The sequence below is a fragment of the Haloarcula rubra genome, assembly GCF_019599465.1.
Lineage (GTDB): Archaea > Halobacteriota > Halobacteria > Halobacteriales > Haloarculaceae > Haloarcula > Haloarcula rubra.
In genome coordinates, this window is the sequence record NZ_RKLR01000002.1 from 100,961 (window position 1) to 126,261 (window position 25,301).

Annotated in this window: 27 protein-coding genes and 1 pseudogene; 17 read left to right on the forward strand and 11 right to left on the reverse strand. The window is 68.2% G+C overall.

The genetic code is table 11. The annotated features are described in order from the left end of the window. Positions 1 to 34 precede the first annotated feature (34 nt). Positions 35 to 1,234 carry an inorganic phosphate transporter gene (locus EGH21_RS05140; RefSeq protein WP_220617413.1) on the forward strand — a complete coding sequence of 400 codons (1,200 nt, stop codon included), beginning with the start codon at positions 35 to 37 and terminating at the stop codon, positions 1,232 to 1,234. A 1-nt stretch (position 1,235) separates the two neighbouring features. Here the strand turns inward: EGH21_RS05140 and EGH21_RS05145 are convergent, their stop codons facing one another. Then, entirely contained in the window at positions 1,236 to 2,636 is a 1,401-nt protein-coding gene (locus EGH21_RS05145; protein ID WP_220617414.1) for a hemolysin family protein, read from the reverse strand. Between the two features lie 92 nt (positions 2,637 to 2,728). Here EGH21_RS05145 and EGH21_RS05150 point away from each other — a divergent pair, with 92 nt between their 5' ends. From EGH21_RS05150 to EGH21_RS05160, 3 genes are read left to right on the forward strand one after another with little or no spacing between them, the layout of a single operon-like run. After that, positions 2,729 to 2,986: a glutaredoxin family protein gene (locus EGH21_RS05150; RefSeq protein WP_220617415.1), complete on the forward strand. Its 258-nt coding sequence runs from the start codon at positions 2,729 to 2,731 to the stop codon at positions 2,984 to 2,986. Between the two features lie 2 nt (positions 2,987 to 2,988). Beyond that, entirely contained in the window at positions 2,989 to 3,501 is a 513-nt protein-coding gene (locus EGH21_RS05155; RefSeq protein WP_220617416.1) for a redoxin domain-containing protein, read from the forward strand. 2 nt (positions 3,502 to 3,503) lie between these two features. Next, on the forward strand, positions 3,504 to 4,103 hold the full coding sequence (locus EGH21_RS05160; protein WP_328765329.1) for an L-threonylcarbamoyladenylate synthase: 600 nt from the start codon (positions 3,504 to 3,506) through the stop codon (positions 4,101 to 4,103). A gap of 1 nt (position 4,104) precedes the next feature. Here the strand turns inward: EGH21_RS05160 and EGH21_RS05165 are convergent, their stop codons facing one another. Together EGH21_RS05165 and EGH21_RS05170 are read right to left on the reverse strand one after the other, a co-directional pair. Next, positions 4,105 to 4,764 carry a CRISPR-associated protein Cas4 gene (locus tag EGH21_RS05165; protein ID WP_220617418.1) on the reverse strand — a complete coding sequence of 220 codons (660 nt, stop codon included), beginning with the start codon at positions 4,762 to 4,764 and terminating at the stop codon, positions 4,105 to 4,107. A 42-nt stretch (positions 4,765 to 4,806) separates the two neighbouring features. Then, positions 4,807 to 5,427 carry a conditioned medium-induced protein 4 gene (locus EGH21_RS05170; protein ID WP_220617419.1) on the reverse strand — a complete coding sequence of 207 codons (621 nt, stop codon included), beginning with the start codon at positions 5,425 to 5,427 and terminating at the stop codon, positions 4,807 to 4,809. A 143-nt stretch (positions 5,428 to 5,570) separates the two neighbouring features. Here EGH21_RS05170 and EGH21_RS05175 point away from each other — a divergent pair, with 143 nt between their 5' ends. Beyond that, entirely contained in the window at positions 5,571 to 7,649 is a 2,079-nt protein-coding gene (locus EGH21_RS05175) for a (Fe-S)-binding protein (protein WP_220617420.1), read from the forward strand. Between the two features lie 40 nt (positions 7,650 to 7,689). After that, entirely contained in the window at positions 7,690 to 8,421 is a 732-nt protein-coding gene (locus EGH21_RS05180; protein ID WP_220617421.1) for a competence/damage-inducible protein A, read from the forward strand. On the opposite strand, the gene EGH21_RS05185 is transcribed toward EGH21_RS05180, so the two are convergent. Next, positions 8,418 to 9,050 (reverse strand): DedA family protein, encoded by a 633-nt coding sequence (locus tag EGH21_RS05185; protein ID WP_220617422.1) that lies wholly within the window; start codon positions 9,048 to 9,050, stop codon positions 8,418 to 8,420. The genes EGH21_RS05180 and EGH21_RS05185 overlap by 4 nt on opposite strands. Before the next feature lie 194 nt (positions 9,051 to 9,244). Between EGH21_RS05185 and dpsA the strand changes: the two genes are divergently transcribed. Beyond that, entirely contained in the window at positions 9,245 to 9,790 is a 546-nt protein-coding gene (dpsA, locus tag EGH21_RS05190) for a DNA starvation/stationary phase protection protein DpsA (protein WP_220617423.1), read from the forward strand. Positions 9,791 to 9,810: 20 nt separating this feature from the next. Here the strand turns inward: dpsA and EGH21_RS05195 are convergent, their stop codons facing one another. Both EGH21_RS05195 and EGH21_RS05200 read right to left on the reverse strand, forming a co-directional pair. After that, positions 9,811 to 10,113: an amphi-Trp domain-containing protein gene (locus EGH21_RS05195; RefSeq protein WP_220617424.1), complete on the reverse strand. Its 303-nt coding sequence runs from the start codon at positions 10,111 to 10,113 to the stop codon at positions 9,811 to 9,813. A 47-nt stretch (positions 10,114 to 10,160) separates the two neighbouring features. Then, the gene (locus EGH21_RS05200) at positions 10,161 to 10,334 is read right to left on the reverse strand and encodes a hypothetical protein (RefSeq protein WP_220617425.1); all 174 of its coding nucleotides are present in this window, start codon (positions 10,332 to 10,334) and stop codon (positions 10,161 to 10,163) included. A 127-nt stretch (positions 10,335 to 10,461) separates the two neighbouring features. Between EGH21_RS05200 and EGH21_RS05205 the strand changes: the two genes are divergently transcribed. Together EGH21_RS05205 and EGH21_RS05210 are read left to right on the forward strand one after the other, a co-directional pair. Beyond that, positions 10,462 to 12,447, forward strand: coding sequence for a helix-hairpin-helix domain-containing protein (locus EGH21_RS05205; protein WP_220617426.1), 1,986 nt, complete (start codon positions 10,462 to 10,464; stop codon positions 12,445 to 12,447). A gap of 182 nt (positions 12,448 to 12,629) precedes the next feature. Continuing rightward, positions 12,630 to 13,757: an ORC1-type DNA replication protein gene (locus EGH21_RS05210; RefSeq protein WP_220617427.1), complete on the forward strand. Its 1,128-nt coding sequence runs from the start codon at positions 12,630 to 12,632 to the stop codon at positions 13,755 to 13,757. A 51-nt stretch (positions 13,758 to 13,808) separates the two neighbouring features. Here the strand turns inward: EGH21_RS05210 and EGH21_RS05215 are convergent, their stop codons facing one another. Then, positions 13,809 to 14,300, reverse strand: coding sequence for a hypothetical protein (locus tag EGH21_RS05215; protein ID WP_220617428.1), 492 nt, complete (start codon positions 14,298 to 14,300; stop codon positions 13,809 to 13,811). A 137-nt stretch (positions 14,301 to 14,437) separates the two neighbouring features. After that, positions 14,438 to 15,223, reverse strand: coding sequence for a DUF7089 family protein (locus EGH21_RS05220; protein WP_220617429.1), 786 nt, complete (start codon positions 15,221 to 15,223; stop codon positions 14,438 to 14,440). A 167-nt stretch (positions 15,224 to 15,390) separates the two neighbouring features. Between EGH21_RS05220 and EGH21_RS05225 the strand changes: the two genes are divergently transcribed. Further along, complete coding sequence (locus tag EGH21_RS05225) at positions 15,391 to 15,777, forward strand: RidA family protein (RefSeq protein WP_220617430.1); 387 nt, start codon at positions 15,391 to 15,393, stop codon at positions 15,775 to 15,777. Here EGH21_RS05225 and EGH21_RS05230 read toward each other — a convergent pair. Both EGH21_RS05230 and EGH21_RS05235 read right to left on the reverse strand, forming a co-directional pair. Next, positions 15,774 to 17,239, reverse strand: a pseudogene (locus EGH21_RS05230) (MATE family efflux transporter). The gene EGH21_RS05225 and the pseudogene EGH21_RS05230 overlap by 4 nt on opposite strands. Before the next feature lie 41 nt (positions 17,240 to 17,280). Further along, on the reverse strand, positions 17,281 to 17,526 hold the full coding sequence (locus EGH21_RS05235; protein WP_220617431.1) for a ferredoxin: 246 nt from the start codon (positions 17,524 to 17,526) through the stop codon (positions 17,281 to 17,283). A 94-nt stretch (positions 17,527 to 17,620) separates the two neighbouring features. Between EGH21_RS05235 and EGH21_RS05240 the strand changes: the two genes are divergently transcribed. From EGH21_RS05240 to EGH21_RS05255, 4 genes are all read left to right on the forward strand, one after another. Then, positions 17,621 to 20,023 carry an ATP-dependent DNA helicase gene (locus EGH21_RS05240; RefSeq protein WP_220617432.1) on the forward strand — a complete coding sequence of 801 codons (2,403 nt, stop codon included), beginning with the start codon at positions 17,621 to 17,623 and terminating at the stop codon, positions 20,021 to 20,023. After that, positions 20,023 to 20,511 carry a KEOPS complex subunit Cgi121 gene (cgi121, locus tag EGH21_RS05245; RefSeq protein ID WP_220617433.1) on the forward strand — a complete coding sequence of 163 codons (489 nt, stop codon included), beginning with the start codon at positions 20,023 to 20,025 and terminating at the stop codon, positions 20,509 to 20,511. The genes EGH21_RS05240 and cgi121 overlap by 1 nt, the downstream gene beginning before the upstream one ends. A 203-nt stretch (positions 20,512 to 20,714) precedes the next feature. Next, entirely contained in the window at positions 20,715 to 22,028 is a 1,314-nt protein-coding gene (locus tag EGH21_RS05250) for an oxidoreductase (RefSeq protein ID WP_220617434.1), read from the forward strand. A 130-nt stretch (positions 22,029 to 22,158) separates the two neighbouring features. Beyond that, entirely contained in the window at positions 22,159 to 23,001 is an 843-nt protein-coding gene (locus tag EGH21_RS05255) for an alpha/beta fold hydrolase (protein ID WP_220617435.1), read from the forward strand. Here EGH21_RS05255 and EGH21_RS05260 read toward each other — a convergent pair. After that, entirely contained in the window at positions 22,998 to 23,543 is a 546-nt protein-coding gene (locus EGH21_RS05260) for a MaoC family dehydratase (RefSeq protein ID WP_220617994.1), read from the reverse strand. The two genes, EGH21_RS05255 and EGH21_RS05260, sit on opposite strands and share 4 nt — an antisense overlap. 299 nt (positions 23,544 to 23,842) lie before the next feature. Here EGH21_RS05260 and EGH21_RS05265 point away from each other — a divergent pair, with 299 nt between their 5' ends. The 3 genes from EGH21_RS05265 to EGH21_RS05275 are packed head-to-tail and all read left to right on the forward strand — an operon-like array spanning position 23,843 to position 25,300. Further along, positions 23,843 to 24,142 carry an AbrB/MazE/SpoVT family DNA-binding domain-containing protein gene (locus tag EGH21_RS05265; RefSeq protein WP_220617436.1) on the forward strand — a complete coding sequence of 100 codons (300 nt, stop codon included), beginning with the start codon at positions 23,843 to 23,845 and terminating at the stop codon, positions 24,140 to 24,142. A 7-nt stretch (positions 24,143 to 24,149) separates the two neighbouring features. Further along, complete coding sequence (locus EGH21_RS05270; RefSeq protein WP_220617437.1) at positions 24,150 to 24,701, forward strand: hypothetical protein; 552 nt, start codon at positions 24,150 to 24,152, stop codon at positions 24,699 to 24,701. 53 nt (positions 24,702 to 24,754) lie between these two features. Continuing rightward, the gene (locus tag EGH21_RS05275) at positions 24,755 to 25,300 is read left to right on the forward strand and encodes a poly(R)-hydroxyalkanoic acid synthase subunit PhaE (RefSeq protein WP_220617438.1); all 546 of its coding nucleotides are present in this window, start codon (positions 24,755 to 24,757) and stop codon (positions 25,298 to 25,300) included. Position 25,301 lies beyond the last annotated feature (1 nt).

A 25,301-nucleotide genomic window follows, 5' to 3' on the forward strand; every position in this document is an offset into this window, starting at 1 on the left:
CCCTCATTGCGGGGAAGGGCAAAGGCGGGTGTAGATGGTCGCGACGAGTCTGCTGGTGACGCTAGTGGTCGCGTCGGCGGCGAGTCTGTTCATGGCGTGGGCCATCGGTGCGGGGTCCTCGGGGTCGACACCGTTCGCGCCCGCCGTCGGCGCGAACGCGATATCGGTGATGCGGGCCGGCTTCTTCGTCGGGATTCTCGGGTTGGCCGGCGCGGTGTTGCAGGGCGCGAACGTGACCGAGACGGTCGGTGGCGGCCTCGTCCTCTTCCCCGAGGGCGGTGGCCTCTCGGCCATCGCCGCCATCGTCGCGCTGGTCACCGCCGCCGTCCTCGTCGCCATCGGCATCTTCACCGGCTACCCCATCGCGACGGCCTTTACCGTCACCGGGGCCGTCGTCGGCGTCGGCCTCGCGATGGGGGGCCAACCGGCGACGGCGAAGTACGTCGAAATCGTCTCGCTGTGGGTCGCGGTGCCGTTCGTCGGCGGCGGCATCGCCTTCACGACGGCGTGGCTCCTGCGCCACGAGGACGTCCCGGAGCGACTGCTGGTGCCCGCCCTCGGCGGCCTCGTCGCGGCGCTGCTGGCGAACGTCCGGTTCGTGCTGCTGGCGCCCGGCGCGGCACAGGCCTCGGTCGCCGGGGCCCTCGCCGCCGCCCTCCAGACGCCGACACTCCCGACGATAGTCGGCTTCACGGTTCTCGCCGCGGTGCTCGGCGGTGGCTTGCTCTACCGGGACGTGAACGCGGACGAGGCGGCCGGCCAGCGCCACTTCCTGCTGGTGCTGGGCGGCCTCGTCGCCTTCTCGGCTGGCGGGAGTCAGGTCGGACTGGCGCTGGGCCCCTTGCTCCCGCTCCTCGACTCGGGGCCAGCGGCCGTCATCCCACTCACGGGCGTCCTGCTGTTCGGTGGGTTCGGCCTGCTCCTCGGGTCCTGGACCGGCGCGCCGCGGATGATAAAGGCCCTCTCACAGGACTACTCCTCGCTGGGGCCGCGCCGCTCCATCGCGGCGCTCATCCCGAGTTTCCTCATCGCGCAGACGGCCGTCTTCTTCGGCATCCCCGTCTCGTTCAACGAGATTATCGTCTCGGCCATCGTCGGGTCCGGCGCGGCCGCCGGCGGCGGCGAGGTGAGTCGCGAGAAGATGGGGAAGACGGCGTTGGCGTGGGTCGGGTCGCTCGTGCTGGCGTTCGGCGTGAGTTACGGCCTGTTCCTCGGCGTCAGCGCGCTGTTCTGAGTCACTCCGGCTGGGCTTCCTCGGCGTCGCCGTCCGCTTCGGGTACCTCCGCGTCGTCCTGATCGAGGCGGACGACGCGGGCCTTCATGATGCGCGTGTTCTCGACCTGTTCGACGCGAATCTCGACGCCGTCGTAGGTGATGGTCTCGCCCTCCTCGACGAGGCGGCCGGCGCGGTTGAAGATGAAGCCCGCGATGGTCTCGAACTCCTCGCCCTCCGGGAGGTCGAGTTCCAGCGCCTCGTTGACCTCCTCGATGTTGACCTCGCCTTTGACGGTGACCGTGTCGTCGTCGACGTACTCGATGGGTTCCTCCTCCTCGCCTTCGAGAATCTCGCCGACGATCTCCTCGGTGAGGTCCTCCATCGTCACCAGCCCCTCGGTGGTCCCGAACTCGTCGATGACGATGACCATGTGCATCCGCTCGGCGCGCATCTCGGTCAACAGGTCGTCGACGTTCTTCGACTCGGGGACGTGTAGCGTCGGTTCGATGAGGTCCTCTAGGACGATGTCCTCGGGGATGGCCTCGCCGTAGTTCAGGTCCCGCACGAGGTCGCGGATGTGGACGACGCCGATGACGTTGTCCAGACTCCCCTCGTACACGGGAACGCGCGCGTGACCGCTGTGGATGCAGGTCTCCAGCGCCTCCTCGACGGTGGCGTCCTTCGCGACGGCGGTCATGTCCAGCCGCGGCGTCATGACCTCCTTGGCGATGGTGTCGTTGAAGCGGAGGGTCCGCTGGAGCATCTCGCGTTCCTCCTCGTCCAGGACGCCCTCGCGTTCGCCGGTCTCGATGATGTCCTGAATCTCCTCGCGGGTGACGTAGGACGTCTCGATGGCCGACCGGCCGCCGGTTATCTTGTTGACGATGCGGGTGAGGTAGTCGAACAGGAGGATGAGCGGGAGCAGGAACTTCTCGGCGGCCTTCAACGGTTTGGCGATGGTCAGCGCCCACGATTCGGTGTTCTCGACGGCGTAGCTCTTCGGGGCGCTCTCGCCGAACAGCAGGACGATAGCGGTGATACCGAAGGTAGCGACGGCGACGGCCTGTCCCTGCGTGAGATACATCGCGAGCAACCCCGTCGCGATAGAGGACATCGCGATGTTGACGAGGTTGTTGCCGACGAGAATCGTCACCAGGAGCCGGTGTGGGTCGGACTTGAGCTGTTTGAGCGTCTTCGCGCCCGGCACGCCGTCCTCGACCAGCGCCTCGGTCCGGTGCGCGGGCAATGAGAACATCGCGATTTCCGACGAGGAGAAGAAGGCCGACAGGACGATGAGTAACACGATGGTGGCGATGCCACCGAACAACACGGCGCTCTGCGGAACGGCGATGCCGACGACCTCGATGGCCTGCAGCATCGCTATGGGCAGCTCGAACGTCGCTGGGGGGTCCAGAGCCATCAACGGTCGAAGTTGTAATCGCCGGGGATTAAGGCTTGTCATGGCAGGACCGCCGAAGCGCTTACCAGCGTCTCCGGCGTACGAACGGGCGTATGAGCGACCCCGACATCACACTCTACCGGTTGCAGGCGTGTCCGTACTGCGAGCGCGTCGTGCGAAAACTCCACGAACACGGGCTAGAGTACCGCTCGCGGTTCGTCGAGCCGATGCACTCCGAACGCGACGTGGTCAAGCGACTCTCCGGGAAGCGGACCGTCCCCGCCATCGTCGACGAGAACACGGGCGTGACGATGAGCGAGAGCGCGAACATCGTCGAGTACATCGAGAACACGTACGGGGAGGCCGCGTAACGATGGACCTCGAATTCGACGTCGTCGAACTCGGCGAGGCCGACCACCCGGAGGCGGGCGAGCGAGCGCCGGACTTCACCCGGCCGCTGGTCAACGACGAGTTCTGGGAGGACGTCGCCCTCTCGGAGCTGTGTGCCGAGAGCGAGGGCCCCGTCGTCCTCGTGTTCCACGCGATGGACGGCGCGTTCCCGGCGACGTACATCTGGAACGAGATTCGCGACCGCTCGTGGCACGAACGGGCCACCGTCGTCGGCCTGTCCATCTCGACGCCGTACGCCCACAAGGACCTGCTCGAAGAGCGGAACGTCGAGGGCGACTACCGGCTCTACTCGGACCCGGCCAACGGCGTCGCCGAACGGTACGGCATCGCCATGGACCTCGACGGGATGGCAGGCCTCGCGGAACCGCGGCCCGCCGTCTTCGTCCTCGACTCGGACCGGACCGTCGAGTACGCGTGGGTCGGCGAGGAGTGGCCCGCCTTCCCCGACTACGACGCGGTGGAAGCCCAGTTGTAACCGTGTCGGCGGAACCGGACGAGACCGAGTTCGAGGCCGCAGCGGCGGCGCTCCGCGACGGTGACCTCGTGGTGTACCCGACGGAGACGGTGTACGGGCTGGGTGCGGTCGCGACCGACGCCGCCGCCGTCGAGCGGGTGTTCGAGGCGAAAGGGCGGGCGCGGGACAAGCCCGTCTCTATGGCGGTGCCCGACGTGGACGCCGCCCTCGAGTACACCCGACCCACCGAGCGCGAGGAGCGGTTCATGCGCGAGTTCCTCCCCGGCCCGGTCACCGTCGTGGTCGAGCGCCGCGAGGCGGTGCCGGACGTGCTGACCGCCGGCGGGTCGCGGGTCGGGGTGCGCGTCCCCGACGCCCCGGTCGCGCTCGCGCTGCTGGAGCGGGTCGCCCCGCTGACGGCCACGAGCGCGAACGTCTCCGGGAACCCGAGTGCGACCACCGTCGCGGAACTGGACGCGATTCGGGCGGAGGCCGCCGTCGTCCTCGACGCGGGCGAGACGCCCGGTGGCACCGGGTCGACCGTGGTCGACGTGTCGGCCGGGACCATCCACCGGCGGGGCGCCGACGCCGACGCCGTCGAGGCGTGGCTGGCCGAGCACTGACCTAGAGGAGCGAGCGGAGCGAACGCGTCCGCACCCCGCAGTCCTCGCGGTACTCGCACGGCTCGCACTTGGCGTCGCTGTCGGCCCGCGCCGGTGGCCCGTCGATGCTCTCGGCGGTCCGGAGCGCTCGCCGGTAGACGCCCGCTCGCCGGGCCGTCAGTTCCACGTCCCGGACCACGCCGTAGGCCGGGTACTCCGCGTACGCACGCTCGACGGGGCGCTCACAGCCCCACGAGAGCGCCTTCGCCGCCGCGACCAGTCGAACAGTCTGTGGCCCCCAGACGCCCTGTTCGGGCGGCTTCCCGGCGAAGACGAGCGACGGGACCGGGCCGGCGTCCGTCCGGACGAGTTTGTGCGCGACGCCACGGGCGTCCTTCCCCGAGAGGTAGACGTCCCGGTCGGCCGGGTCGGCGAGTGCGTCCCAGTCGTCCAGACGCTCCCGGGCGTCGCGGAGGCGGTTCCGGACGGTGGTCGGGTCTGCCTCGATAGGCGCGGTCAGCAGGGCGGCGTCGTCGGTCAGGAGCCGCTCGTAGTCGAACGCGAGGTCACGTACCGCGCCGACGCCCTCGGGGACGTCCGGCGGGCCGTCGCGACGACGGTAGTAGAGTTTCCGGGGGCAGTAGGCCGCTGTTTCCAACTCGCGGAAGGTGTGGGCTGCCATAGCCGCCGCTGGTCCCCCGTTCGGTCAAAAAGCTTCGCCGGGTCACATCGAGACGTCGGCGTCCGAGTCCAGCGAGTCGATGTCCTCGGTCGCCTCGTCGAGGCCGCTCTCGCGGACGGCGGCGGTCATCTGAGTGGCGAGGCCGGCGTCGGTGAGGACGTCCTCGAACTCGCTCTGGAAGCGGTGACTCACCCGACGGCTGGCGGCTTGGGCCTCGACGACGCGGCGGTAGTGGGCGGCGTCGTCGGCGTCGACGTCGAACGTCGCGGCCAGTTCGTCGGTCGTCGCGCCGGCCACGGTCCGCCGGCGGAACGCCGCCATGTCGAACGCGACGTCGGCGTCGTCGGCCTCACGCAGGAGGTGGAGGTCGAGACGGGCCTCGAACACCGTCGACTCGTCGACTCCGAGGTCCGACGCGATGGCGTCGTCCTCGTGGCCCTCGTAGAACTCCCGGACGACCGTCACGAGGGCGTCGGTGTCGAGGTCGGTGCGGAACTCGTAGCGGTCCCGCATCCGGGCGACCACCTCCCGGAGTCGCTCGGCGACCGTCGACTCGTCGACGTCGGTCAGCGACCCGCGTGAGGCCTCCTGTGACTCCGTGACCGTCCCCTCCTCGGCGACGTCCATGAAGATGTCACGGAGTTCCTCGGTCTTCTCGTCCATCGGACCGGACCTTCCATCGCCGACGTATATAGGTGTTGGGTGGGCGACTCGATTCTGCCAGAAACTTTCAACCGTTTACAAATTCTCGGGTACGGCGACGGTTCGTGCCAAGCTTCAAGTGTCATCGTGCCTCGTGGTAGTGTATGTCACTCGCGCTGCAGACGACCACGCGGCCGACGTTCTGGCGCATCGGTCCCGTGGGGAAAGCCGTCTTCTACTATCTGGCCGCGCTGGCTATCCTCGTGTTCCTCTACGGCGTGTACGGCCGCGTGTCGCGATACGCGCGGGCGAGCGAGGACCCCTTCGACAGACTGGACAGCCTCCCCGACCGGGTGTTCACGGCGGCCCGGTTGGCGCTGTCGAACCGCAAGCAACTGGACCGAGACACCGTTGCGGGCGTGATGCACGCCTTCGTCGTCTGGGGCTTCCTGACGCTGCTCATCGGGACGACGATTCTGGGCGTCGACATGGACCTCTACCGCCCGCTGACCGGCGATTCCTTCTTCGTCGGTCGGTTCTACCTCTCGTACTCCTTCGTGATGGACGCGATGGGCCTGCTGTTCGTCGTCGGCGTCGGCGTGGCCCTCTGGCGGCGCTACGGCCGCCGCATGGAGCGACTCCACGACCGGCACACGTCCCGCGAAGACGACCTGTTTCTGGGGGCGCTGTTCGTGCTGGGCGTCGGCGGCTACCTCACCGAGGGCGTCCGTATCCTCGGGACGTCGACGGTCCGTGACGTCTCCTTCGAGACGGTGAGTTTCGTCGGGTGGTTCCTCAAGGACGTCCTCGTCCTCGCGGGCGTGACCCCCGAGACGGCCGCCGCCGCCTACCCGTTCGTCTGGTGGAGTCACTCGCTGGTGGCGCTGTGGTTCGTCGCGTGGATTCCCTACGCCAAACCGTTCCACATGCTCTCCTCGTTCGGCAACATCGTCGCCCGCGACGAGAACGCGGGGGTGCGACTGCCGGGCGTCCCCGAAGACGCCGCCCCCGAGGACATCGGCCCCAGCGAGATCGACGACTTCTCGTGGAAGCAGTTGTTGGACCACGACGCCTGCACGAAGTGTGGCCGCTGTTCGTCGGTCTGTCCCGCGAAAGCGTCCGGGCGGCCGCTGGACCCTCGGAACGTGATTCTGGACCTGAAGCGCTACCGCGAGGCGCGAGACGCCGGCGGCGAGGAGGTGCCCATCGTCGCCGACGGCGGCACCTCGGTCATCGACGCCCACACGATGGAGTCCTGTATGTCCTGCATGGCCTGCATGGACGCCTGCCCGGTCGACATCGAGCACGTCACGCAGTTCACGGAGATGAACCGACGGCTCACCGAGTCGGGCGAGATGGACGAGCACGTGCAGGACGCGATGATGAACGTGTTCCAGCACGGCAACACCTTCGGCGACCCCGAGCGCAGACGGCCGGACTGGACCGACGACCTCGACTTCGACGTGCCAGACGCCCGCGACCAGTCGGTGGAGTACCTCTGGTACGTCGGCGACTACCCGAGTTACGACGAGCGCAACCAGCGGGTGGCGAGAGCGCTGGCTCGGGTCTTCGAGGCCGCCGACGTCGAGTACGGCATCCTCTACGAGGCCGAACAGACCGACGGCAACGACGTGCGCCGCGTCGGCGAGGAGGGCCTCTACGAGATGCTGGTCGAGGACAACGCCGCCGCCATACAGGACTGCGAGTTCGAGTCCATCGTGACGACCGACCCCCACTCGTTCAACACCTTCCGGAACGAGTACCCCGAGTTCGAGGCCTGCGAGTGGGACGCCGACGACGTGTTCCACTACACGCAGGTCGTCGCCGACCTCGCGGAGTCGGGCGCGCTGGGCCTCTCTGGCGACGAACTCGACTACACCGTCACCTACCACGACCCCTGTCACCTCGGGCGGTACAACGACGTCTTCGAGGCCCCGCGGGCCCTTGTGGACGCGACCGGGTGTGACCGCTACGAGATGCCGCGCAACCGCGCCGACTCCTTTTGCTGTGGCGGCGGCGGCGGCGGCCTCTGGATGGACTTCGACGAGGAGCCCAAACCCAGCGAGGAGCGCCTGCGCGAGGCGCTGGAGGACACCGACGCCGGCGACCGGGTCGAGAAGTTCGTCGTCGCCTGCCCGATGTGCATGACGATGTACGAGGACGGCCGCAAGACGGGCGGCTACGAGGACGACGTCGAAATCGTCGGCCTCACCGAGTTGCTGGCCGAGGCCGTCGCCGCCTGACGAGCAACGCGCTTACCTCGCTCGCTCGCTTCCGACCGGTATGGACGTAGCGTTGCTCACCGTCGGCGACGAACTGCTCTCCGGCGACACCGAGAACACGAACGCGACGTGGCTGGCCCGCCAGTTGAGCGACGCGGGCGCGACGGTCACGCGGATTCTGACCGTCCCCGACGACGAGGCGGTCATCGCCGACGCCGTCGCCCGCTACCACGACGCGTTCGACGCCGTCGTCGTGACGGGGGGTATCGGCGGCACCCCCGACGACGTGACGAAGGCGGCGGTCGCACGGGCGTTCGACCGCGAGCTGGTCGTGCCCGAGGACGTCCGCGCTCACCTCGAAGCGAAGGCCGAGCGGTTCGCCGCCGACAATCCCGAGCTGGTCGACCGCTACGACATGGACCTCGATTTGGACGCGTGGGCGGGCGTCCCCGAAGGGGCCGAGCCACTCCTGACCGACGAGAGCTTCGCCGCCGGCTGTGTGCTAGACGGCGTCTACGTCATGCCCGGTATCCCCGAGGAACTGAAGGCGATGTTCGCCACCGTCGCCGACGAGTTCGGCGGCGACCGGACGACGGAGACGCTCCACACGCCCGCCCCCGAGGGCGCCGTCGTCGGCGTCGTCACGGAGGCCCGCGAGTCCTTCGGCGTCGCCGTCGGCAGTTACCCCCGGAAGGACGACACGCCGGGTCGAGTGAAGGTGACGGGCGAGGACCCCGAGTCCGTCCGGCAGGCCGCGGCATGGCTCCGCGAGCGCATCGAGACGGTCGACTAGAGCAGTTCCAACACGCCCATCGCCGCCGCGGCGAGGAGAACCTCGAACGAGAGCGTGCCGAGCGCCGACAGCGGGACGAACCGTTTGGTCTCCATCCCGGCGACGCCGGCCGGCACCGTCAACATTCCGCGGGTGAACAGCAGCGTGTTCGACAGCGGCACCGCCAGCAGGCCGAAGCGGTCGAACATCGCGCCGAAGCGGTCCATCTGTGCCTCGTCGACGCGGAACCACGGCCGGTCCAAGAGCCACTCGCGGCCGCCGCGTTTCGCCAGCAGGAACAGCGCGGTCTGGCCGGCCGTCGCGCCGAGGACGGCCACGAGGAGGATGGCCGCGACGGCCGGGAGGTCGTACCCCCCGGCGGTCCGCGCGAGGACGGCGACGGCGGCCGGAACGAGGCCCTCGCTGGGCGCGAAGTAGAGCAACATCGCGCCTTCGAGGACGAAGACGAAGAACAGCGCCAGCAGGCCGTACCGTTCCAGGAGCCGCTGGGCGTAGGCCGTGTCGCCGAAGACGTACAGCGCGATGCCGACGACGCCGAGGACGGCGAAGAGGCCGGCGACGACGAGCAGACCGTAGTCCTCGGCGAAGGTCCGTACCGGGCCGCGAACGTCGGTGGCGTCTGTCGCCATCTATCTCGCAAGGCGGCCAACGCGACCATAGGTTTTCTGCATCCCTACCGGTCCGTTCGGAGACGGGGACTATCGGCTAGCGTCGTGAGGAGCAAGTGTACGTACCGTACATAGAGTCGGTTCGTGCCGGGAAACCGCGAGAATCGAGCCACACGGAACTGTTTAGTATAGTGACAGTGTTGTTAACACTTGGCATGGCGACAGAGCAACTCACCCGTCGAACGGCAGGCACCGTCGGGGACAATCCCGTCCGTCTCGACACGGACAAGGCCGAACAGATTATCGACGCGCTGAACCGGGACCTCGCGGACGCGTACGTCCTCTACCACCAGCTCCACAAACACCACTGGAACGTCGAGGGCGCCGAACACCACGACATCCACGTCTGGTTACAGGAGGCCTACGAGGACGTAGAGGCGGCCGCCGACGCCGTGGCCGAGCGGATTCAGGCGCTCGGCGGCGTCCCACACGCGAGTATGCCGGCCCTCGCTGAGGCGGCGTCCGTCGAGGCCGAAGACGAGGACGTCTACGACATCCGGACATCGCTGGGGAACGATTTGGAGATGTACGGCGACGTCATCGAGAGCTACCGCGACCACATCAGCCTCGCCGAGAACCTCGGCGACCACGCCACGGGCGAGATGCTCCGGCAGCAACTCGTCGACTTAGAGGAACACGCCCACGTCATCGACCACTACCTCGAAGACGACACGCTCGTCCTCGAATCCGCGACGCGGTAGGCGAGACGGGACGACCGCGGTTAGCTGACGTCGGGCGCCGTTTCGTCGGTGCGGCCCGGGATTTCGAGCTCGATTTCGAGTTCCGGGTCGTCGACGCCCTCGAAGTCGATTTCGAGGCGCACCGGCTCACCGAAGGCGAAGGGGAGTTCCCACTCGTCGCCTTCGAGCGTGAGTTCGTCGGTCTCCTGCAGTTGTTCGCCGAGGTCGACGAGGAACTCGCCCGCGTCGGCCGCGCGCAGTCGGTACTCCTCCTCGAAGTTCCGCCCGGTCGTAATCGTGGTCTTCTCGCCGTCGGTAGTCGTATCGTCTGTAGGCTCTGTCATCGGTGGTCGTTCGCTGTCGAATCGTCGAGCGTCTGTCGCGCTGTTCGTCACCGGACGTCGGCGGCGTCGACCGTCAGGTCGGTCGCTATCCACCCGTCCGTGTTGTCGGTCGCCGTGAACACTGTGCGCCCCGGAACGGTCTCCTGCGCCGTGACCTGCGGCGACGAGTCCTCGTCACGGGCCGGCGTGTCGACAGCGACAGTCGTTGCCTGCGGTTCCATCTTCGACACTCTGTTTAGGTTAGCCTAAACACTATAACTTTTCTCGTTTGGGTCGGACCGAGGGCGGCGTCGAGAGGACTGTGAGTGACGCGAGGTTTTTTCTCGTCGGCGTCGAATGAGCGGACAGATGGAACTCGAATCGGTGCCGGGCGTCGGGGCGAAGACGGCCACGGCGCTTCGGGAACTGGACGACCCCGAACGCGCCCTGCGCGACGGCGACGTCGCCACCCTCTCGCAGGCACCGGGTGTCAGCGAGGGGCGGGCCGCCCGCATCGCCCGGGGCGCTATCCGGGCGGACCACGACGACCCCGGCGGGTTCGCGGCGACGCCGCGCGCCCGAGAGATTTTCCGCGAGGCGCTCGGCCTCTTGCAGGAGCGGACCGTCACCGACTACGCCGCGAAGCGACTGGAGACGCTGTACCCCAGCGGCGTCCGAAGTCGCATCGAGGAGGTCCGCGAGTTCACCGAGCGCGCGATAGCGCGGGACCCCGACCCCGCCGTACGCGAGGCGCTGTCGGGCGTGGAACCGCTGGCCGACCCCGGCGACGTGCGGGTCCGCGACCGCTGTCTCGCCACGAGCGACGCCGAGCGCTACGCCGAGGCGCAGGAGGCCATCCCCGAGGTGAGCGTCGAAGTCGTCGACGACGCCCGCCAACTCGCGGAACTGGCCCGGTCGTACTCGACGGTAGTCGCGCTGGACGAGGCCTTCGCCGGCGTCGACGTCGAGGGCGACGTCCGCGTCGAACCGGACGCGCTGGCGGAACCCGCGTCGGTCGTTCCCGAACGCGTCCTCACCTTCTTCGCGCGCAATCGCGACCGGGTGCGCGCGGCCGCCGAGGTCCACCGCGTCGCCGGGCTGGCGGCCCCCTGTGACCTCGAGACGCTCGCCGACGCGCTCGACAGACTGGAAGCAGACGGCAGCGTGCGCGGCGACGACGAACTCGACCGACTGGCGACGGCCGTCGACGACCTCGACGCGGCCGTCTCGACGGCCGAGAGCGTCGCCAACGACCACCTCCGGGAGGCCATCGAGGAACGGGACGTGACCATCGAGGGGACCGACCTCCTCTCGCTGGTCGAACGCGGCGCGGGCGTCGACTCGCTGCTGGGCCGGGAACTGGCCGACGAGTACGCCGCCGCCGTCGAGCAGGCCCGCGACCACCTCGTCGACGCCCTCGAACTGCGAGACACCGAGGCGATAGCCCGGCGGGCGTTCCCCGACGAACCCACCTACCCCGTCGAGCGACAGGAGGACGTGGTGAGTCGCCTGCGCGAGGAACTGACCGCCGCCCGGGACCAGCGCGCGACCCGACAGAAACGCGCACTGGCCGACGACCTCGCCGACGTGCGCGGCGACGCCGAGCAGTTGGTCGCCAACGCCCTCGAACTGGACGTGGAGCTGGCCGTCGCCCGCTTCGCGGCGGACTTCGAGTGTACGATGCCCGAGGTCACCGACGACGGGGGGTTCGACATCGAGGGCGGGCGCTCGCCCCTGCTGGACGTCCCCTTCGAGGCCGTCGAACCCGTCGACTACGCCGTCGACGGCGTCACCGTCCTCTCGGGTGTCAACAGCGGCGGGAAGACCTCCACGCTCGACCTGGTGGCGCTGGTGACGACGCTCGCGCACATGGGCCTGCCCGTCCCCGCCGAGTCGGCGCGAGTGGGCCGGGTCGCCGAACTGCACTACCACGCGAAGACGCAGGGGACCCTGGACGCCGGCGCCTTCGAGTCGACGCTCCGGGAGTTCGGGGAGTTGGTCACGGACATCACGGCCGACCGTCCGGTGATGGTGCTCGTCGACGAACTGGAGTCCATCACGGAACCCGGCGCGGCGGCGACCATCGTCGCCGGCATCCTCGAGTCGCTGACCGACCGCGAGGCGACCGGGGTGTTCGTCTCGCACCTCGCCGAGGACATCGTAGCGGCGTCCGACGCCGACCTCACCATCGACGGCATCCAGGCGGAGGGGCTGGTCGACGGCGAACTCCGGGTGAACCGCTCGCCGGTCAAGGGGCAACTCGCCCGGTCGACGCCGGAACTCATCGTCGAGAAACTGGCCGACGACGACGGCGAGGACGGCTTCTACGCCGGTCTGCTCGGGAAGTTCGACTAGGCGTCGGTGCCGTCTGCTGGACGCGTGTCTCCGGCGCGAAACTGACCGTCCGGGCGACCGACGACGACGGACCGCAGTCGCCCCGGAACACGCCGGCCACAGGCGCCCGGACGCCCACTGGCAGTTTCACTTTCACTATCGGTGGCAAATGGTTAAGTGGTCCGGGAAGTTCGGTGAAAGTGATGAGCGACGACCCCGAGGAGGGGATGCTCGGCTGGGACGAGTCCGTGTTCCGGGACGAGCACGTCTTCGAGATAGACTGGCTCCCGGAGACGTTCAAACACCGGGAGACCCAGATGGAGACGCTGAAGTACTCGCTTCGCCCCGCCGTCCGGGGGTCGCGACCGCTCAACGTCATCGCTCGCGGCCCGCCCGGCACCGGGAAGACGACGGCGACCCAGATTCTGTTCGACGAGTTGACCGCCCAGACGGACGTGCGCGCGGTCCGGGTCAACTGTCAGGTCGACTCGACGCGCTACGCCGTCTTCTCGCGGCTGTTCGCCGAGATATTCGACTACGAACCCCCCTCCTCGGGCATCTCCTTCAAGAAGCTGTTCTCACAGATAACCGACAAACTCGTCGAGGAAGACGAGGTGCTGGTGGTGGCGCTGGACGACGTGAACTATCTCTTCTACGAGTCCGAGGCCAGCGACACGCTGTACTCGCTCCTGCGGGCCCACGAGGCCCACTCCGGCGCGAAAATCGGCGTCATCTGCGTCTCCTCGGACCTCGAACTCGACGTCATCGAGGCGCTGGACACGCGCGTGCAGTCGGTGTTCCGGCCCGAGGAGGTGTACTTCAACAAGTACGACCAGACCGAAATCGTGGACATCCTCGACGAACGGGTCGAGCGCGGGTTCAACGAGGGCGTCGTCGGGCCCGCAGTCCTCGACAGGGTCGCCGAACTCACCGAAGAACAGGGCGGGGACCTGCGGGTCGGCATCGACCTCCTGCGCCGGGCCGGGATGAACGCCGAGATGCGGGCCTCGCGGTCGGTCGAACTCGAAGACGTCGAGTCGGCCTACGACAAGTCGAAGTACGTCCACCTCTCGCGACGGTTGCAGGAACTGTCCGACTCGGAGGCGACCCTCGTGGAGGTCATCGCCGACCACGACGGCAAGCGCGCCGGCGACATCTACGACGCGTTCAACGACACCAGCGGACTGGGCTACACCCGCTACTCGGAGATCATCAACAAACTCGACCAGTTGGGCATCATCGACGCCGACTACACCGACGTCGAAGGCCGCGGGCGCTCGCGGGAACTGCGCCTCAACTACGACGCCGACGCGGTGCTGGAGCGGCTGTAACACGCTGTCAGTCGGCGTAAACGTATCGCGACGAGAGCGGGCTGAACGGCCCTACGCGCGGCCGTTCAGCGGGCAGACGAAGTAGTTCGGCGGGCCGAAGCCGGGGCGGCCGAGTTCCGTCTCGACGTAGTCGGCGTCGAGGATATCCGCGTCGTTCGAGAGCGGTGCGTCCGCGTTGAACGCGTCGACGTCCGTCACCTTCGCGCCGAAGTGGGTCCACTGGCCGCCGTTCCAGTCTCGGTCACCGGGGGCCGATTCAGAGACGAACGGGGACAGTTGCTCGTCGCTCGCGTCCTCGTTGGCCACGATAGGCCGAGTGCCGTCGTGGAGGAAGTAGAGTTTGTCCTCGGGGTCCGGTCGCTCGTCGAGTTGCCGAACCACGTTCGTCCGCCACAGCACGTCGTTGGCGTAGACGCGTCCGAACTCGCGTGCGTTACTGCTCCCGGCGGCCGCGGTGCCGGTGGCCCCCACACCCACCGTGGCCATCGCGAGGGCCCCGATCGCGCGGAGGAGTCGTCGTCGGGTCGGAGTTGGCTCGTCCATGGGAGTCACGGGAGGTGGGCACCTCCCGGTCGGGACGACGTAGCGGGGGTAAAAGGCCGTTTTTCGAAGTTCGGGCCGACTCTCTGCCGCATGCGGGTCGAAACCGTATCGACTCTCTTCCAACTCCGGGCCGACTCTCACTCCAGTTTCTCGAAGGTCGACTCGGCCCACTGAATCGCGTAGTCGGCGCCGTACTCGCGGTAGGCCTCCGTGTCGAGTGCGGCGAAGGGGGCCGGCAGGTCGACGCCGTGTTTGACCGCGCTACAGGCCAGTTCCGCGGCCGCGGCGAACCCGGTCTGGCCGCGGGCAATCTCGCCCGCGAGGTCCGAGAGGCGGGGTTCGAGGCGCTCGCCGGCGTCGGCCCACGCGTCGTACAGGGCGGGGTAGTCCTCGGCCCACTCGCGGAAGGCGGCGCGGGTCTGGATACCGAGGTAGGCGTCGTACAGCGCCGCGGCGAGTTGATAGGTGTCGGCAGGGCCGAGTCGTGGGTCGGTGACGCGAGCGAACTCGGGGTAGCGCTCGCCGAAGAAGCCGAGGAAGTGCTCGGGTTCGTCCAGCCCCACCTCGACGAGCGCCTCGGCGACGAGGAAGTCGACGAACGACGACGGCGAGGTTTCGAGACGTGGCTTGACGAACACGCAGGGTGGCTCGGTCTGGTGGGTCCACGCGACGCCGCCGTCGCCGGGCATCCCGATGGTGAGGTCGCTCCCGGCGAAGCGACGGAGCGGGTCCGGGGCGTCCTCGGGGACCCACGAGGGGTCGTACGAGAGCGGGTCGACGGAGTCCGTCACGAGGAGGAGTTCCTCGGCGACGGCCGAGTCCAGCGTCTCGAAGTCCCGCTGGCAGTTCAGGACGAGCGTCTCGGGGGCGTACGCCTCGCGGACCGCGGGTAACTCTCCGTCCAGCGAGCGCTCGGTGAACATCAGGCCGAGAACAGGATCAGGTTGGCGACGATGACGAGTGACAGCAGTGCCGACGCAGCGATTGTCCCGAGGACGAGTTTCGTTGCCGTGCTCATAGCCGAGTCTATCGCAGGCCCCGCATTAAACCTTGAGAAACGACTATCCGCTTGCCGGACCCCTGCCTCGGTATGGACAGACAGCGCGTCTCGACCGGGACGGAGTGGGAATCGCAGGTCGGCTACTCGCGGGCGGTACGCGCCGGCGACACCGTCCGGGTCGCCGGGACCATCGCGACGGACGACGACGGCGAGGTGGTCGCGCCCGGCCAGCCCTACGAACAGACGAAACACGCGCTCGCTATCGTCACGGACGCGCTGGACGACCTCGGGGCGAGCGCCGACGACGTCGTCGCCACCCGGATGTACGTCACCGAGATGGCCCACCAGACCGACGTGGGCCGCGCTCACGAGGAGGTGTTCGGCGACGTGCGACCGGCGGCGACGATGGTCGAGGTGTCGGGACTCGCCGCCGAGGGGGCCATCGTCGAGGTGGAGGCCGAGGCCAGAGTCGATTAGTCGTCGGCCACGCCGACGCCGGAGCGGCGGGCCACGTCGCGCCACTTCCCCGTCCAGAAGCGGCCGGTGTTGACCGCCGCCTTCAGGTAGAAGTCGCCGACGAGGGCGACGAAGACGGCGGGCAGACCGAGCCCGAGGCCCGGCGAGACGCTCACCCCGACAAGCGGCACCGTCACGACGAACGACGCCGGAAGCGCGAGGGCCGCGACGGGCAGACGGAAACAGTAGCCGCCGAGAATCGTGCCGTAGAGCGGCCAGCGAGTGTCGCCGGCACCCCGGAGACTCCCCCGCATCGTCCGTGAGATGGAGAACCCGGCGACGATGAGGCCGAACACCCGGACGAACTGCGCGGCCAGTCCCGGGTACTCCGTGCCAAAGAGCGAGACGACGGGGCGGGCGAAGACGACGAGGACGGCGCCGATAGCCAGTTGGACGGCCAGCGCCACCCGGAGGGTCTGCCAGCCGTACTCGGCCGCCGAGGACTCGTCGCCCGACCCGAGGTGCTGGCCCACGAGCGTCGACGCCGCCGTCGCGTACCCCCACGCGGGCATCAGCGCCAGCAACATCACCCGCCGACCGATGGCGTAGGCCGCCAGCGTCGGCGTCCCCAGCACCCCGAGGACGAACAGGAACGGGAACCGCGCGAACGTCTGGAGCAGGCGCATCCCCGACAGCGGCAGGGCGACGCGGACGATTTCGGTCAGCAGGCCGAGGTCGAACTGCGGGCCCCGCAGCGGCAACCGCACCGCGTACCGCCCGGAGGCCAACAGGCCGAAGAAGATGGTCGCCGCCAGCGTGTTGGCGACGGCCGTCCCGATGGCCGCCCCGGCGATGTCCAGCCGCGGGAACGGACCGAGTCCGAAGATGAGGACGGCGTTGAGCACGACGTTGGTCGGGAGCGTGAGTAGGCGGACGTACATCGGGGTGCGGGTGTCGGCACTCCCCGCGAGCGCCCGCGAGGCGACCAAGCTCCAGAAGCGCGGGGCCATCGACAGCATCACGATGGAGAGGTACGTCGCGCCGAAGTCGATAGTGGCGGCGTCGTCGGCGAGGACACCGACGAGCACGTCCGGGTAGAGCCACGAGACGGCCGTCAGCGGCGCCGACAGGAGGAGCGCTATCCACAGCGACTGCTTGCCGCGAGGTTGGCGCGGGCCGACTGGTCGCTCCCCTGCAACCGGGAGACGACGCTGATGGTACCCGAGGACACCGCCAGCGAGAGGCCGAAGCCGACGAAGTAGTACTGAAAGCCCAGTTCGAGGCCGGCGATGGCGGCGTCGCCCAGTGCGACGCCGACCATCAGGAAGTCGGCCAGTCGCAGGAGGATGCGGAGACCGCCGGTGACCATCACCGGCGCGGCGAGGTCGGTGGCCTCGGTGGCCTTCTGGCGGTCGACCAGTCCGGCACGCGCCAGGAGGGCGGGCACACCCTGTACGAGGCGGTGGAGGAGCCAGCGGACCATCTACCGGGAGTGAGGACGGCAAGCCCCTGTCAGTTTCGGCGTCAGGGGACCAACTGCTCGCCGTCGTCGTCGTAGACGGTGATGGCCTCGACGGGACAGGCCCGGGCCGCGAACTTCGCGTCGAACTCCGCGTCGTCGGGTATCTCGCGCACGAACAGGTCCTCGGACTCCTCCTCGCTGTCCGCCAGCACCGCCTTGCCGGCGTCCTCGTCTCGCTCGAAGGCGTCCCACTCCGCGACACACTGGAACATCCCGATACAGGTGTCACGGTCGTATTCGACGTACATACAGTCGGGTTGGCCCGTGACGGCCAAAGGCGTTCCCCTCGGGGCCGCACTCATGACGACAGTTTAAATCGGAGCGGGGTCCAACGGAGGTGTAATGGACGTTGCGGACCTGCCGGGAGTCCCAGACTGGCTTCCCGACCACCTACGCGACGACGGTATCGAGGAACTGTACCCCCCACAGGCCGAGGCCGTCGACGCGGGGGTCACTCAGGGACAGAACATCGTCGCGGCTATCCCCACCGCCAGCGGCAAGACCCTCGTCGCCGAGTTGGCGATGCTCTCCGCCGTCGCCCGCGGCGGGAAAGCCCTCTACATCGTCCCCCTGCGGGCGCTCGCCAGCGAGAAGCAGGCCGAGTTCGAGCAGTTCGAGCAGTACGGCCTCGACGTGGGCGTCTCGACGGGGAACTACGAGTCCGACGGCGGGTGGCTGGGCGACAAGGACATCGTCGTCGCCACCAGCGAGAAGGTCGATTCCCTCGTGCGAAACGATGCGCCGTGGCTCGAAGAGTTGACCTGCGTCGTCAGCGACGAGGTCCACCTCGTCGACGACAGCCAACGCGGCCCGACGCTGGAGGTGACGCTGGCGAAACTCCGCCGCCTGAACCCCGACCTGCAGACGGTGGCGCTGTCGGCGACCATCGGCAACGCCGACGAACTGGCGACGTGGCTGGACGCCGAACTCGTCGACTCGGACTGGCGCCCCATCGAGTTGCAGAAGGGCGTCCACTACGGGCAGGCCTTGCACCTAGAAGACGGGAGTCAGCGGCGCCTCGCCGTGCAGAACAACGAGAAACCGACCGCCGCCGTCGTCCGCGACACCCTGCAGGACGACTACGACGAGGACGGCGACCTCGTCGAGGAGGGCGGGTCCTCGCTCGTGTTCGTCAACTCCCGGCGCAACGCCGAGGCCGCCGCGGGGCGACTGGGCAGTACGGTCCACCCCCACCTCACGAGCGAGGAGGAGGCCGAACTCGCGGACGTCGCCGCGGAGATTCGGGACGTGAGCGACACGGAGACGAGCGACGACCTCGCCGAGGCCGTCGAACAGGGCGCGGCCTTCCACCACGCGGGCCTCGCCCGCGGCCACCGCGAACTCGTCGAGGACGCGTTCCGGGACCGTCTCGTGAAGGTGGTCTGTGCGACGCCGACGCTCGCGGCCGGGGTCAACACGCCCTCCCGGCGCGTCGTCGTCCGGGACTGGCGGCGCTACGACGGCACCGCGGGCGGGATGCAACCCCTCTCGGTGCTGGAGGTCCACCAGATGATGGGGCGGGCTGGCCGGCCGGGACTGGACCCCTACGGCGAGGCCGTCCTCGTCGCCAACAGCCACGACGAACTGGACGAACTGTTCGAGCGGTACGTCTGGGCCGACCCGGAGCCGGTGCGGTCGAAACTGGCCGCCGAACCCGCGATGCGGACCCACGTCCTCGCCACCGTCGCCTCCGGGTTCGCCCGGTCGCGGTCTGGCCTGCTGGAGTTCCTCGAAGAGACGCTCTATGCCAGTCAGACCGACGAGACGGGGCGGTTAGAACGTGTGGTCGACGACATGCTGACCTACCTCGAACGGAACGGCTTTCTGGAGATCGACGGCGGCGAACTCGACGCCACGTCGCTGGGCCACACCGTCTCCAGCCTCTATCTGGACCCGATGAGCGCCGCCGAAATCATCGACGGCCTCCGGGACTGGCAGCGGTCGGCCGCCGAGTCGACGACCGCGGACGCGGCCGAGGGCGGGTTCACCACGGCGAGCGAACTCGCCGACGGACAGGCCGCCGCGGGCGAGGCTGACCCCGACGACATCTCGGCGCTGGGCCTCTATCACCTCGTCTCGCGGACGCCGGACATGTACCAACTCTATCTGCGCTCCGGCGACCGCGAGGAGTACGAGATGGAACTGTACGAACGGGAGGACGAACTGCTCGGCCCGACTCCCTCGGAGTTCGAGGACGAGCGCTTCGAGGACTGGCTGTCGGCGCTGAAGACCGCCCGCCTGCTGGAGGACTGGGCGGACGAAGTCGAGGAGGACACCATCACCGAGCGCTACGGCGTCGGTCCGGGCGACATCCGCGGGAAGGTCGAGACGGCCGAGTGGTTGCTGGGGGCCGCCGAGTCGCTGGCCAGCGAGATAGACACCGACGCCGCCCGCGCGGTCAGCGAGGCCCGCATCCGCGTCGAACACGGGGTGCGCGAGGAACTGGTCGACCTCGCGGGCGTGCGCGGCGTCGGTCGGAAGCGCGCCCGTCGCCTGTTCGAGGCCGGTATCGGCGACCGCGCCGAACTGCGCGACGCCGCCAAGCCAGTCGTACTGGCGGCGCTCCGGGGCCGCCGGAAGACCGCCGAGAACGTACTGGAGAACGCCGGTCACCGCGACCCCTCCATGGACGGTATCGAACCGGACCCAGACGTCGACGTCCTCGACGAGGACCCACGGGACGGCGGCGAGGACGAGGACGGCGTCGAGACCGGCGAGGACCAGTCCAGTCTGGGTGATTTCTGATGCGGGTCGTCGAGGGCCGCGCCGAGATTCCGGACGTAGGCGCGTTCGTCGCGGAACTGGACGCCGTCGGCGAGCGACACGGCGCGACGGTGCAGGCGTTCGACGCGCGCTACGTCGTCGACCGCGCACACCTCGAACGGGCCGTGGCGCTGGCCGACCGCGCCCGAGAGCGGGACGACACCATCGCCGACGACTTCGGCGTCGAGATACTGCTGTACGCGGCCGGCCGCCGGCAGATAAACCGCGCGCTGGAGATGGGCGTCAGCGAGGGCGAGTGTCCGGTCGTCGCCGTCGTGGTCGGCGGCGACGAGGCCGGGGCGGCCGACGACCTGCGTACCCACCTCGAACCCGCCGACGTCCTCGGCACGTACGACCCCGAGCGCGTCCGCTCCTTCTTCGGCGTGACCGACACCGAACTCGAAGCCACGGACGGGTCGCTCGCCGACGCCGTCCGCGAGCGGGTGGCGCTGTTGCCGGTCGAGAAGTAGCGAGGGGCGCGCGAAGCGCGGCCCTCGACGGAGCGGCGACGGCTGAGAGCCGTCGAGCGGGACCGAGCGCCGCGAGAGTCCTCGAAGCGACGCGGGGAACGGAACGGACCGCAGAGCAGTAGCGAGGCATCGAGCACCATCGTTTTGCCGAACCGTACGTTATGGGAACACATGGACCCGCAGCAGCGCACACGGGGACGTCGATGAGTACGCTCACAGACCCCGTGACCGTCGGCGGCCTCACGCTGCCGAACCGCCTCTACCGCGCCCCGGTACTGGAGTGTGCCGGCAACGGCGACGGTGCGGTCGACACCCTCGTCGACGAACTCGAACCGACCGCCGCCTCCGGCGTCGGCCTCGTCTTTCAGGGTGCGAGCATCGTCACGCCGGAGGGCGGGTGTGCGGCGCCGAACATGACTCGCGTCCACGACCCGGACTTCGTCGAGGGCCTCGAACGGCTGACCGACGCGATTCATGCACACGAAGGCAAGATATTCCTACAGCTCGCTCACGGCGGGCTTCGGAGCATGGCGACGTGGCACGCCGGCTACCGGGAGCGCCATCCCGAGGAGCGACAGCTGGCCGTCTCCCGGCCGCCGTGGCAGCTACGTGCGCTCGACCGGCTGGGACTGATTTCGCTCGACCCGGCCGTGCTCTCGACGGACGAGGTGTACGACCTCGCCGAGCAGTTCGGTCGGTGTGCGGGCTACGCCGTCGACGCCGGCTACGACGGCATCCACCTCTCGGCGGCGAACATGAGCCTGATTCAGCAGTTCCTCTCGCCGTTCTACAACCACCGGACCGACGAGTTCGCCGACGGCGTCCGCTTCCTCGAAGCGGTTCACGACGCCGTCCGGGACCACGCCGGGGACGTGCCGCTGGTGACGAAGGTGCCTGCCGAGACCGTCGCGCCCAGTTTCGTTCGAAGGCACCTGGCGCTGTCGGACGGTGTCGACGTCGCCGAGCGACTGGCAGCCATCGGTTACGACGCACTGGTCCCCGTCGAGGTGTCGACGTTCTGGGACATGAGCATCGTCCGCGGCGCGTTCCCGGACCGGGCGTGGACCGCCAGCGACCTGCAGGACGACTACGCGGCGGCGTTCGGTGGCCGCGCACACGCGCGAGCAGTGGAGTTCCTGAACCGACTGCAAGCGCGCCGCTTCGACCACGAACCGGGCTGGAACGCCGACTTCTGCCGTCGGGTCCGTGAGCGCGTCGACGTGCCGGTGATGCTGGAGGGCGGCCTGCGGACGCGGGCCGACTGCGACCGGTATCTGGGCGCCGACGAGGAGGGACCCGCGGCCGACGTGGTCGGGATGGCGCGGCCCTTCTACGCCGAACCGCGTCTCGGCGCCCGGTTGCTGGACGGCCACGACGCCCTGTGTGCGAGTTGCAACAACTGCACCGTCCCGCAGGTGGCCGGCGAACCGGGTCGGTGTCGGACGCCGTCTGTCGTGCGGGCACAGGCACGGCTCTCGAAAGACGGTGCCTACGAGAGAAACAATCGAGACACGTGAGTCGTTGGCCGTCGAATCGTACTCGGCGTCCCGTCTCGCCCGCTCGAAACGTCTCTCAGCCTACAGTTTATTCTGTGACCGACGGGCACGAGAGAAAGCCTCATCCCCCTCGAACACTGACTGTCGGGCGATGACTGCCGAGATTACGTCGGAACGCCTCGACCTGACGGTCGACGGCGACGACGTGGACGTACACTACCGCACCGGTGGCGAGGGACCGCCGATGGTGTTCCTGCACGGCATCGGGCTGGACGCCGCCACCGTCTCGTGGCGCCACGCGCTCCCCGAACTGGCCGAGGAGCGGACCGTCTACGCGCCGGACCTGCCGGGCCACGGCGAGAGTGACAAACCCGACCGCGCGTACACGACGGCGTACTATCTGGAGACGGTCGAAGCGTTCCTCGACGCACTCGACATCGAGACTCCGGCGATGGCCGGCCTCTCGATGGGCGGGGCGCTGGCGCTGGGCCACGCACTCGACGGAGGCGACGTCGAGCGACTCGCTCTCGTCGATAGCTACGGACTGGGTGCCGACGCTTACTGGCGGACGGCCGCCAGCGGGGTGTTGCAGACGCCGGTCCTCGGGAACATGCTCTGGCAGGGCGTCAGCGCCTCGAAACCGGCCATCAGGACGGGACTGCGGAGCATGGGCGCGACCGAACCCCCACAGGAACTCGTCGACGACGTGGACGCGGTGGTCGACCGGCAGACCGTGCGGGCGATGCGACGCTGGCAACGCAGCGAGTTCGGGCGGACGGGATTTCGGACCGATTACTCCGACCGCCTCGACGAACTGTCGGTACCGACGCTCCTCGTCCACGGCGAGGCCGACCCGCTCCTCCCGCAATCGTGGTCGAAGCGAGCGGCGGCGGCGCTAGACGAGAGCCAGTTAGAGATAGTCGAGAACTGCGGGCACTGCCCACCCCGTGAGCGACCGGACCGGTTCAACCGGGCCCTGCGCTCGTTCTGTTAGTTCGGCAGGTCGTCGATGAGGACGACGGCCTCGCCGTCGATGACGACGTCCGACTCGTTCTTGACCCGCGTCGTCAGGCGATACTGGTCGTCGCCGAGGTCCTCGACGATTTCGCACTCGGCGGTGAGACGGTCGTCGATACGTACGGGGTTGTGGAACTCGAGGTCCTGCGAGAGGTAGATAGTCAGTCCAGGCAGGCGCGCGAGGGCCGCGCTGATGAGACTGCCGACGAGCGTCCCGTGGGCGATACGACCGCGGAACCGTGTCTGCTCGGCGAACTCGTCGTCGAGGTGGAGCGGGTTCGTGTCCCCGCTCGCGGCGGCGAACTGCTTGACGTCGCCGTCGGAGATGGTCTTGGTGAACTCGACGCGGTCGCCGACGCCCAGGTCGTCCGGGTGGTCCTCGGAGATCGTGACGTGCCACTCGGGCAGGTCCTCGTTCGGTTCGATACGCTCGGCAGGGGGGGCAGCGGCGTCCTCGTCCTGCTGGACGCCGAACGCCGCGAACGCTGCTCGGTTCGCCGCGACGACGCTGTTGAACATGTGGGAAGAAGTCTCGGTCCACGTATCGAGCAGCGGATTCCGATGTGATTCAGAACTCATCGATGGGTCGTATTTAGCGGTCCGGCTATTAAATCTTGGTGTTATTTCGTCCTCGATGGCCACGAGACGGCTTCTACCGACCGACAACGGCGTAATGGCGGCTCGATGACGACTCCAACGGCGGCGAACGCGTCGCTCACCATCTCTCATCACCTCGCACCATTCAATGGTACTCAATGGTATCAGATGGTAAATCGGGGGAAGTTTTAAGTCACTGAACAGTGTAGTGAGTAGTACAGATGGCCGAAGAGGACGATGGTCTGATGTGGCCCCCGATGTTCAAGGGGATGCAGCAGGCGAGCGAGAACGCGATGGAACAGCAGCAGCAGCTGATGAAGCAGATGTTCGCGAGCGGCGGCATGCCGAGCTTCGATATGAATCAGCTCGGCGCGATGAGTCAGATGGCGACGTTCAAGACCCGCGTCCAGAGCGGCGGACGAATCAGCATCCCCGACGCCGAGCGTGAAGCGCTCGGAATCGAAGAAGGCGATATCGTCCAGACAGTCGTCCTCCCGGTCAGCAACAACAACAGCGAGTAATACAACAATGGTAGACTACACAACCCCCGTCACGACCGCTTTCGAAATGCAGCGCGCGTCCATCGAACAGAGCCAGAAGGCCCTCGAACAGACCGTCTCGTTCCAGCAGAACGTCAACGAGGCCGTCATCGACAGCCTCGACACGCAGGAGTCGGCCCAGCGCCGCGGTGTCGAGCTCTCGAAGACCGTCTTCCACAGCTACCTCGACGCCGTCGAGAGTACGGTCCCCGGCATGGCCGGCACCGTCGACGAGGTCCGTCAGGCCGTCGACGAGCAGTACGACTTCCTGCTCGAGAACCACGCCGAAGTGTTCGACAACCTCGAGAGCGAACTCGTCGAAGGCGTCGAGTCCTACGACGAGCTGACCGCCGACTACGTCGACGCCGTCGACGAGCAGGTCCAGCTCCTCGTCGAGGCCCACGAGGAACTCGAGTCCCAGTCCGTCGAGGTCGCCGAGCAGTTCGGTGACCAGCTCGAAGAGGTCCAGGAGCAGGTCGAGGAGATGCAGGAGCAGGTCGAAGAAGTGCAGGCGCAGGCCGCTGACGCCGTCGAAGCGTAACGAACCAGCCGTTTTTTGTGCGCGAGCGCGCGAGATACACTTAGACTACAATTATGAGCGATACGAACCAGATGCAAGACGAATGGGCGGAGATGGTCGAACAGATGAACGACGCCGTCGCCGACTCGATGGAACAGAACATGAAGGCCCAAGCGGCCTTCGTCGAGTCGTGGGCCGACGCCGTAGAAGACTCCATCCCGGAGGAAGACGAACTCTCCGAGGGACTGCAAGGCTACAACGCGGCCTACGAGGAGTGGGTCAACGCGGCCGAGCAGATGGTCGAGCGCTCGACCGAGGCCGCGCAGGGCGAGGACGTCGACCCCGCCGAGTTCCGCGACATCTGGCTCCAGTCGGCCAACGAGGCGTTCAAGCACGTGATGGGCACGTCGGCGTTCGCCGCGGCCAACGGCCAGCTCGTCGAGTCGATGATGGAGATGCAACAGGAGGCCGACGAACTCAACCAGGACGCCATCGCCCAGATGGGATTCCCGACCCGCGACGACATGGACGAGGTCGCAGAGCGACTCGTCGAGGTCGAACGCCGCCAGCACGCCGTCGAGGAGAAGCTCGACCGGGTCCTCGAACACCTCGAGGAGTAAG

Bases quoted from the DNA above. Each gene is read 5' to 3' on its own strand.
- EGH21_RS05140 (WP_220617413.1), top strand. From the start codon at position 35: ATGGTCGCGACGAGTCTGCTGGTGACGCTAGTGGTCGCGTCGGCGGCG.
- EGH21_RS05145 (WP_220617414.1), bottom strand. From the start codon at position 2,636: ATGGCTCTGGACCCCCCAGCGACGTTCGAGCTGCCCATAGCGATGCTG.
- EGH21_RS05150 (WP_220617415.1), top strand. From the start codon at position 2,729: ATGAGCGACCCCGACATCACACTCTACCGGTTGCAGGCGTGTCCGTAC.
- EGH21_RS05155 (WP_220617416.1), top strand. From the start codon at position 2,989: ATGGACCTCGAATTCGACGTCGTCGAACTCGGCGAGGCCGACCACCCG.
- EGH21_RS05165 (WP_220617418.1), bottom strand. From the start codon at position 4,764: ATGGCAGCCCACACCTTCCGCGAGTTGGAAACAGCGGCCTACTGCCCC.
- EGH21_RS05170 (WP_220617419.1), bottom strand. From the start codon at position 5,427: ATGGACGAGAAGACCGAGGAACTCCGTGACATCTTCATGGACGTCGCC.
- EGH21_RS05175 (WP_220617420.1), top strand. From the start codon at position 5,571: ATGTCACTCGCGCTGCAGACGACCACGCGGCCGACGTTCTGGCGCATC.
- EGH21_RS05180 (WP_220617421.1), top strand. From the start codon at position 7,690: ATGGACGTAGCGTTGCTCACCGTCGGCGACGAACTGCTCTCCGGCGAC.
- EGH21_RS05185 (WP_220617422.1), bottom strand. From the start codon at position 9,050: ATGGCGACAGACGCCACCGACGTTCGCGGCCCGGTACGGACCTTCGCC.
- dpsA (WP_220617423.1), top strand. From the start codon at position 9,245: ATGGCGACAGAGCAACTCACCCGTCGAACGGCAGGCACCGTCGGGGAC.
- EGH21_RS05195 (WP_220617424.1), bottom strand. From the start codon at position 10,113: ATGACAGAGCCTACAGACGATACGACTACCGACGGCGAGAAGACCACG.
- EGH21_RS05200 (WP_220617425.1), bottom strand. From the start codon at position 10,334: ATGGAACCGCAGGCAACGACTGTCGCTGTCGACACGCCGGCCCGTGAC.
- EGH21_RS05205 (WP_220617426.1), top strand. From the start codon at position 10,462: ATGGAACTCGAATCGGTGCCGGGCGTCGGGGCGAAGACGGCCACGGCG.
- EGH21_RS05210 (WP_220617427.1), top strand. From the start codon at position 12,630: ATGAGCGACGACCCCGAGGAGGGGATGCTCGGCTGGGACGAGTCCGTG.
- EGH21_RS05215 (WP_220617428.1), bottom strand. From the start codon at position 14,300: ATGGACGAGCCAACTCCGACCCGACGACGACTCCTCCGCGCGATCGGG.
- EGH21_RS05220 (WP_220617429.1), bottom strand. From the start codon at position 15,223: ATGTTCACCGAGCGCTCGCTGGACGGAGAGTTACCCGCGGTCCGCGAG.
- EGH21_RS05225 (WP_220617430.1), top strand. From the start codon at position 15,391: ATGGACAGACAGCGCGTCTCGACCGGGACGGAGTGGGAATCGCAGGTC.
- EGH21_RS05235 (WP_220617431.1), bottom strand. From the start codon at position 17,526: ATGTACGTCGAATACGACCGTGACACCTGTATCGGGATGTTCCAGTGT.
- EGH21_RS05240 (WP_220617432.1), top strand. From the start codon at position 17,621: ATGGACGTTGCGGACCTGCCGGGAGTCCCAGACTGGCTTCCCGACCAC.
- cgi121 (WP_220617433.1), top strand. From the start codon at position 20,023: ATGCGGGTCGTCGAGGGCCGCGCCGAGATTCCGGACGTAGGCGCGTTC.
- EGH21_RS05250 (WP_220617434.1), top strand. From the start codon at position 20,715: ATGAGTACGCTCACAGACCCCGTGACCGTCGGCGGCCTCACGCTGCCG.
- EGH21_RS05255 (WP_220617435.1), top strand. From the start codon at position 22,159: ATGACTGCCGAGATTACGTCGGAACGCCTCGACCTGACGGTCGACGGC.
- EGH21_RS05260 (WP_220617994.1), bottom strand. From the start codon at position 23,543: ATGTTCAACAGCGTCGTCGCGGCGAACCGAGCAGCGTTCGCGGCGTTC.
- EGH21_RS05265 (WP_220617436.1), top strand. From the start codon at position 23,843: ATGGCCGAAGAGGACGATGGTCTGATGTGGCCCCCGATGTTCAAGGGG.
- EGH21_RS05270 (WP_220617437.1), top strand. From the start codon at position 24,150: ATGGTAGACTACACAACCCCCGTCACGACCGCTTTCGAAATGCAGCGC.
- EGH21_RS05275 (WP_220617438.1), top strand. From the start codon at position 24,755: ATGAGCGATACGAACCAGATGCAAGACGAATGGGCGGAGATGGTCGAA.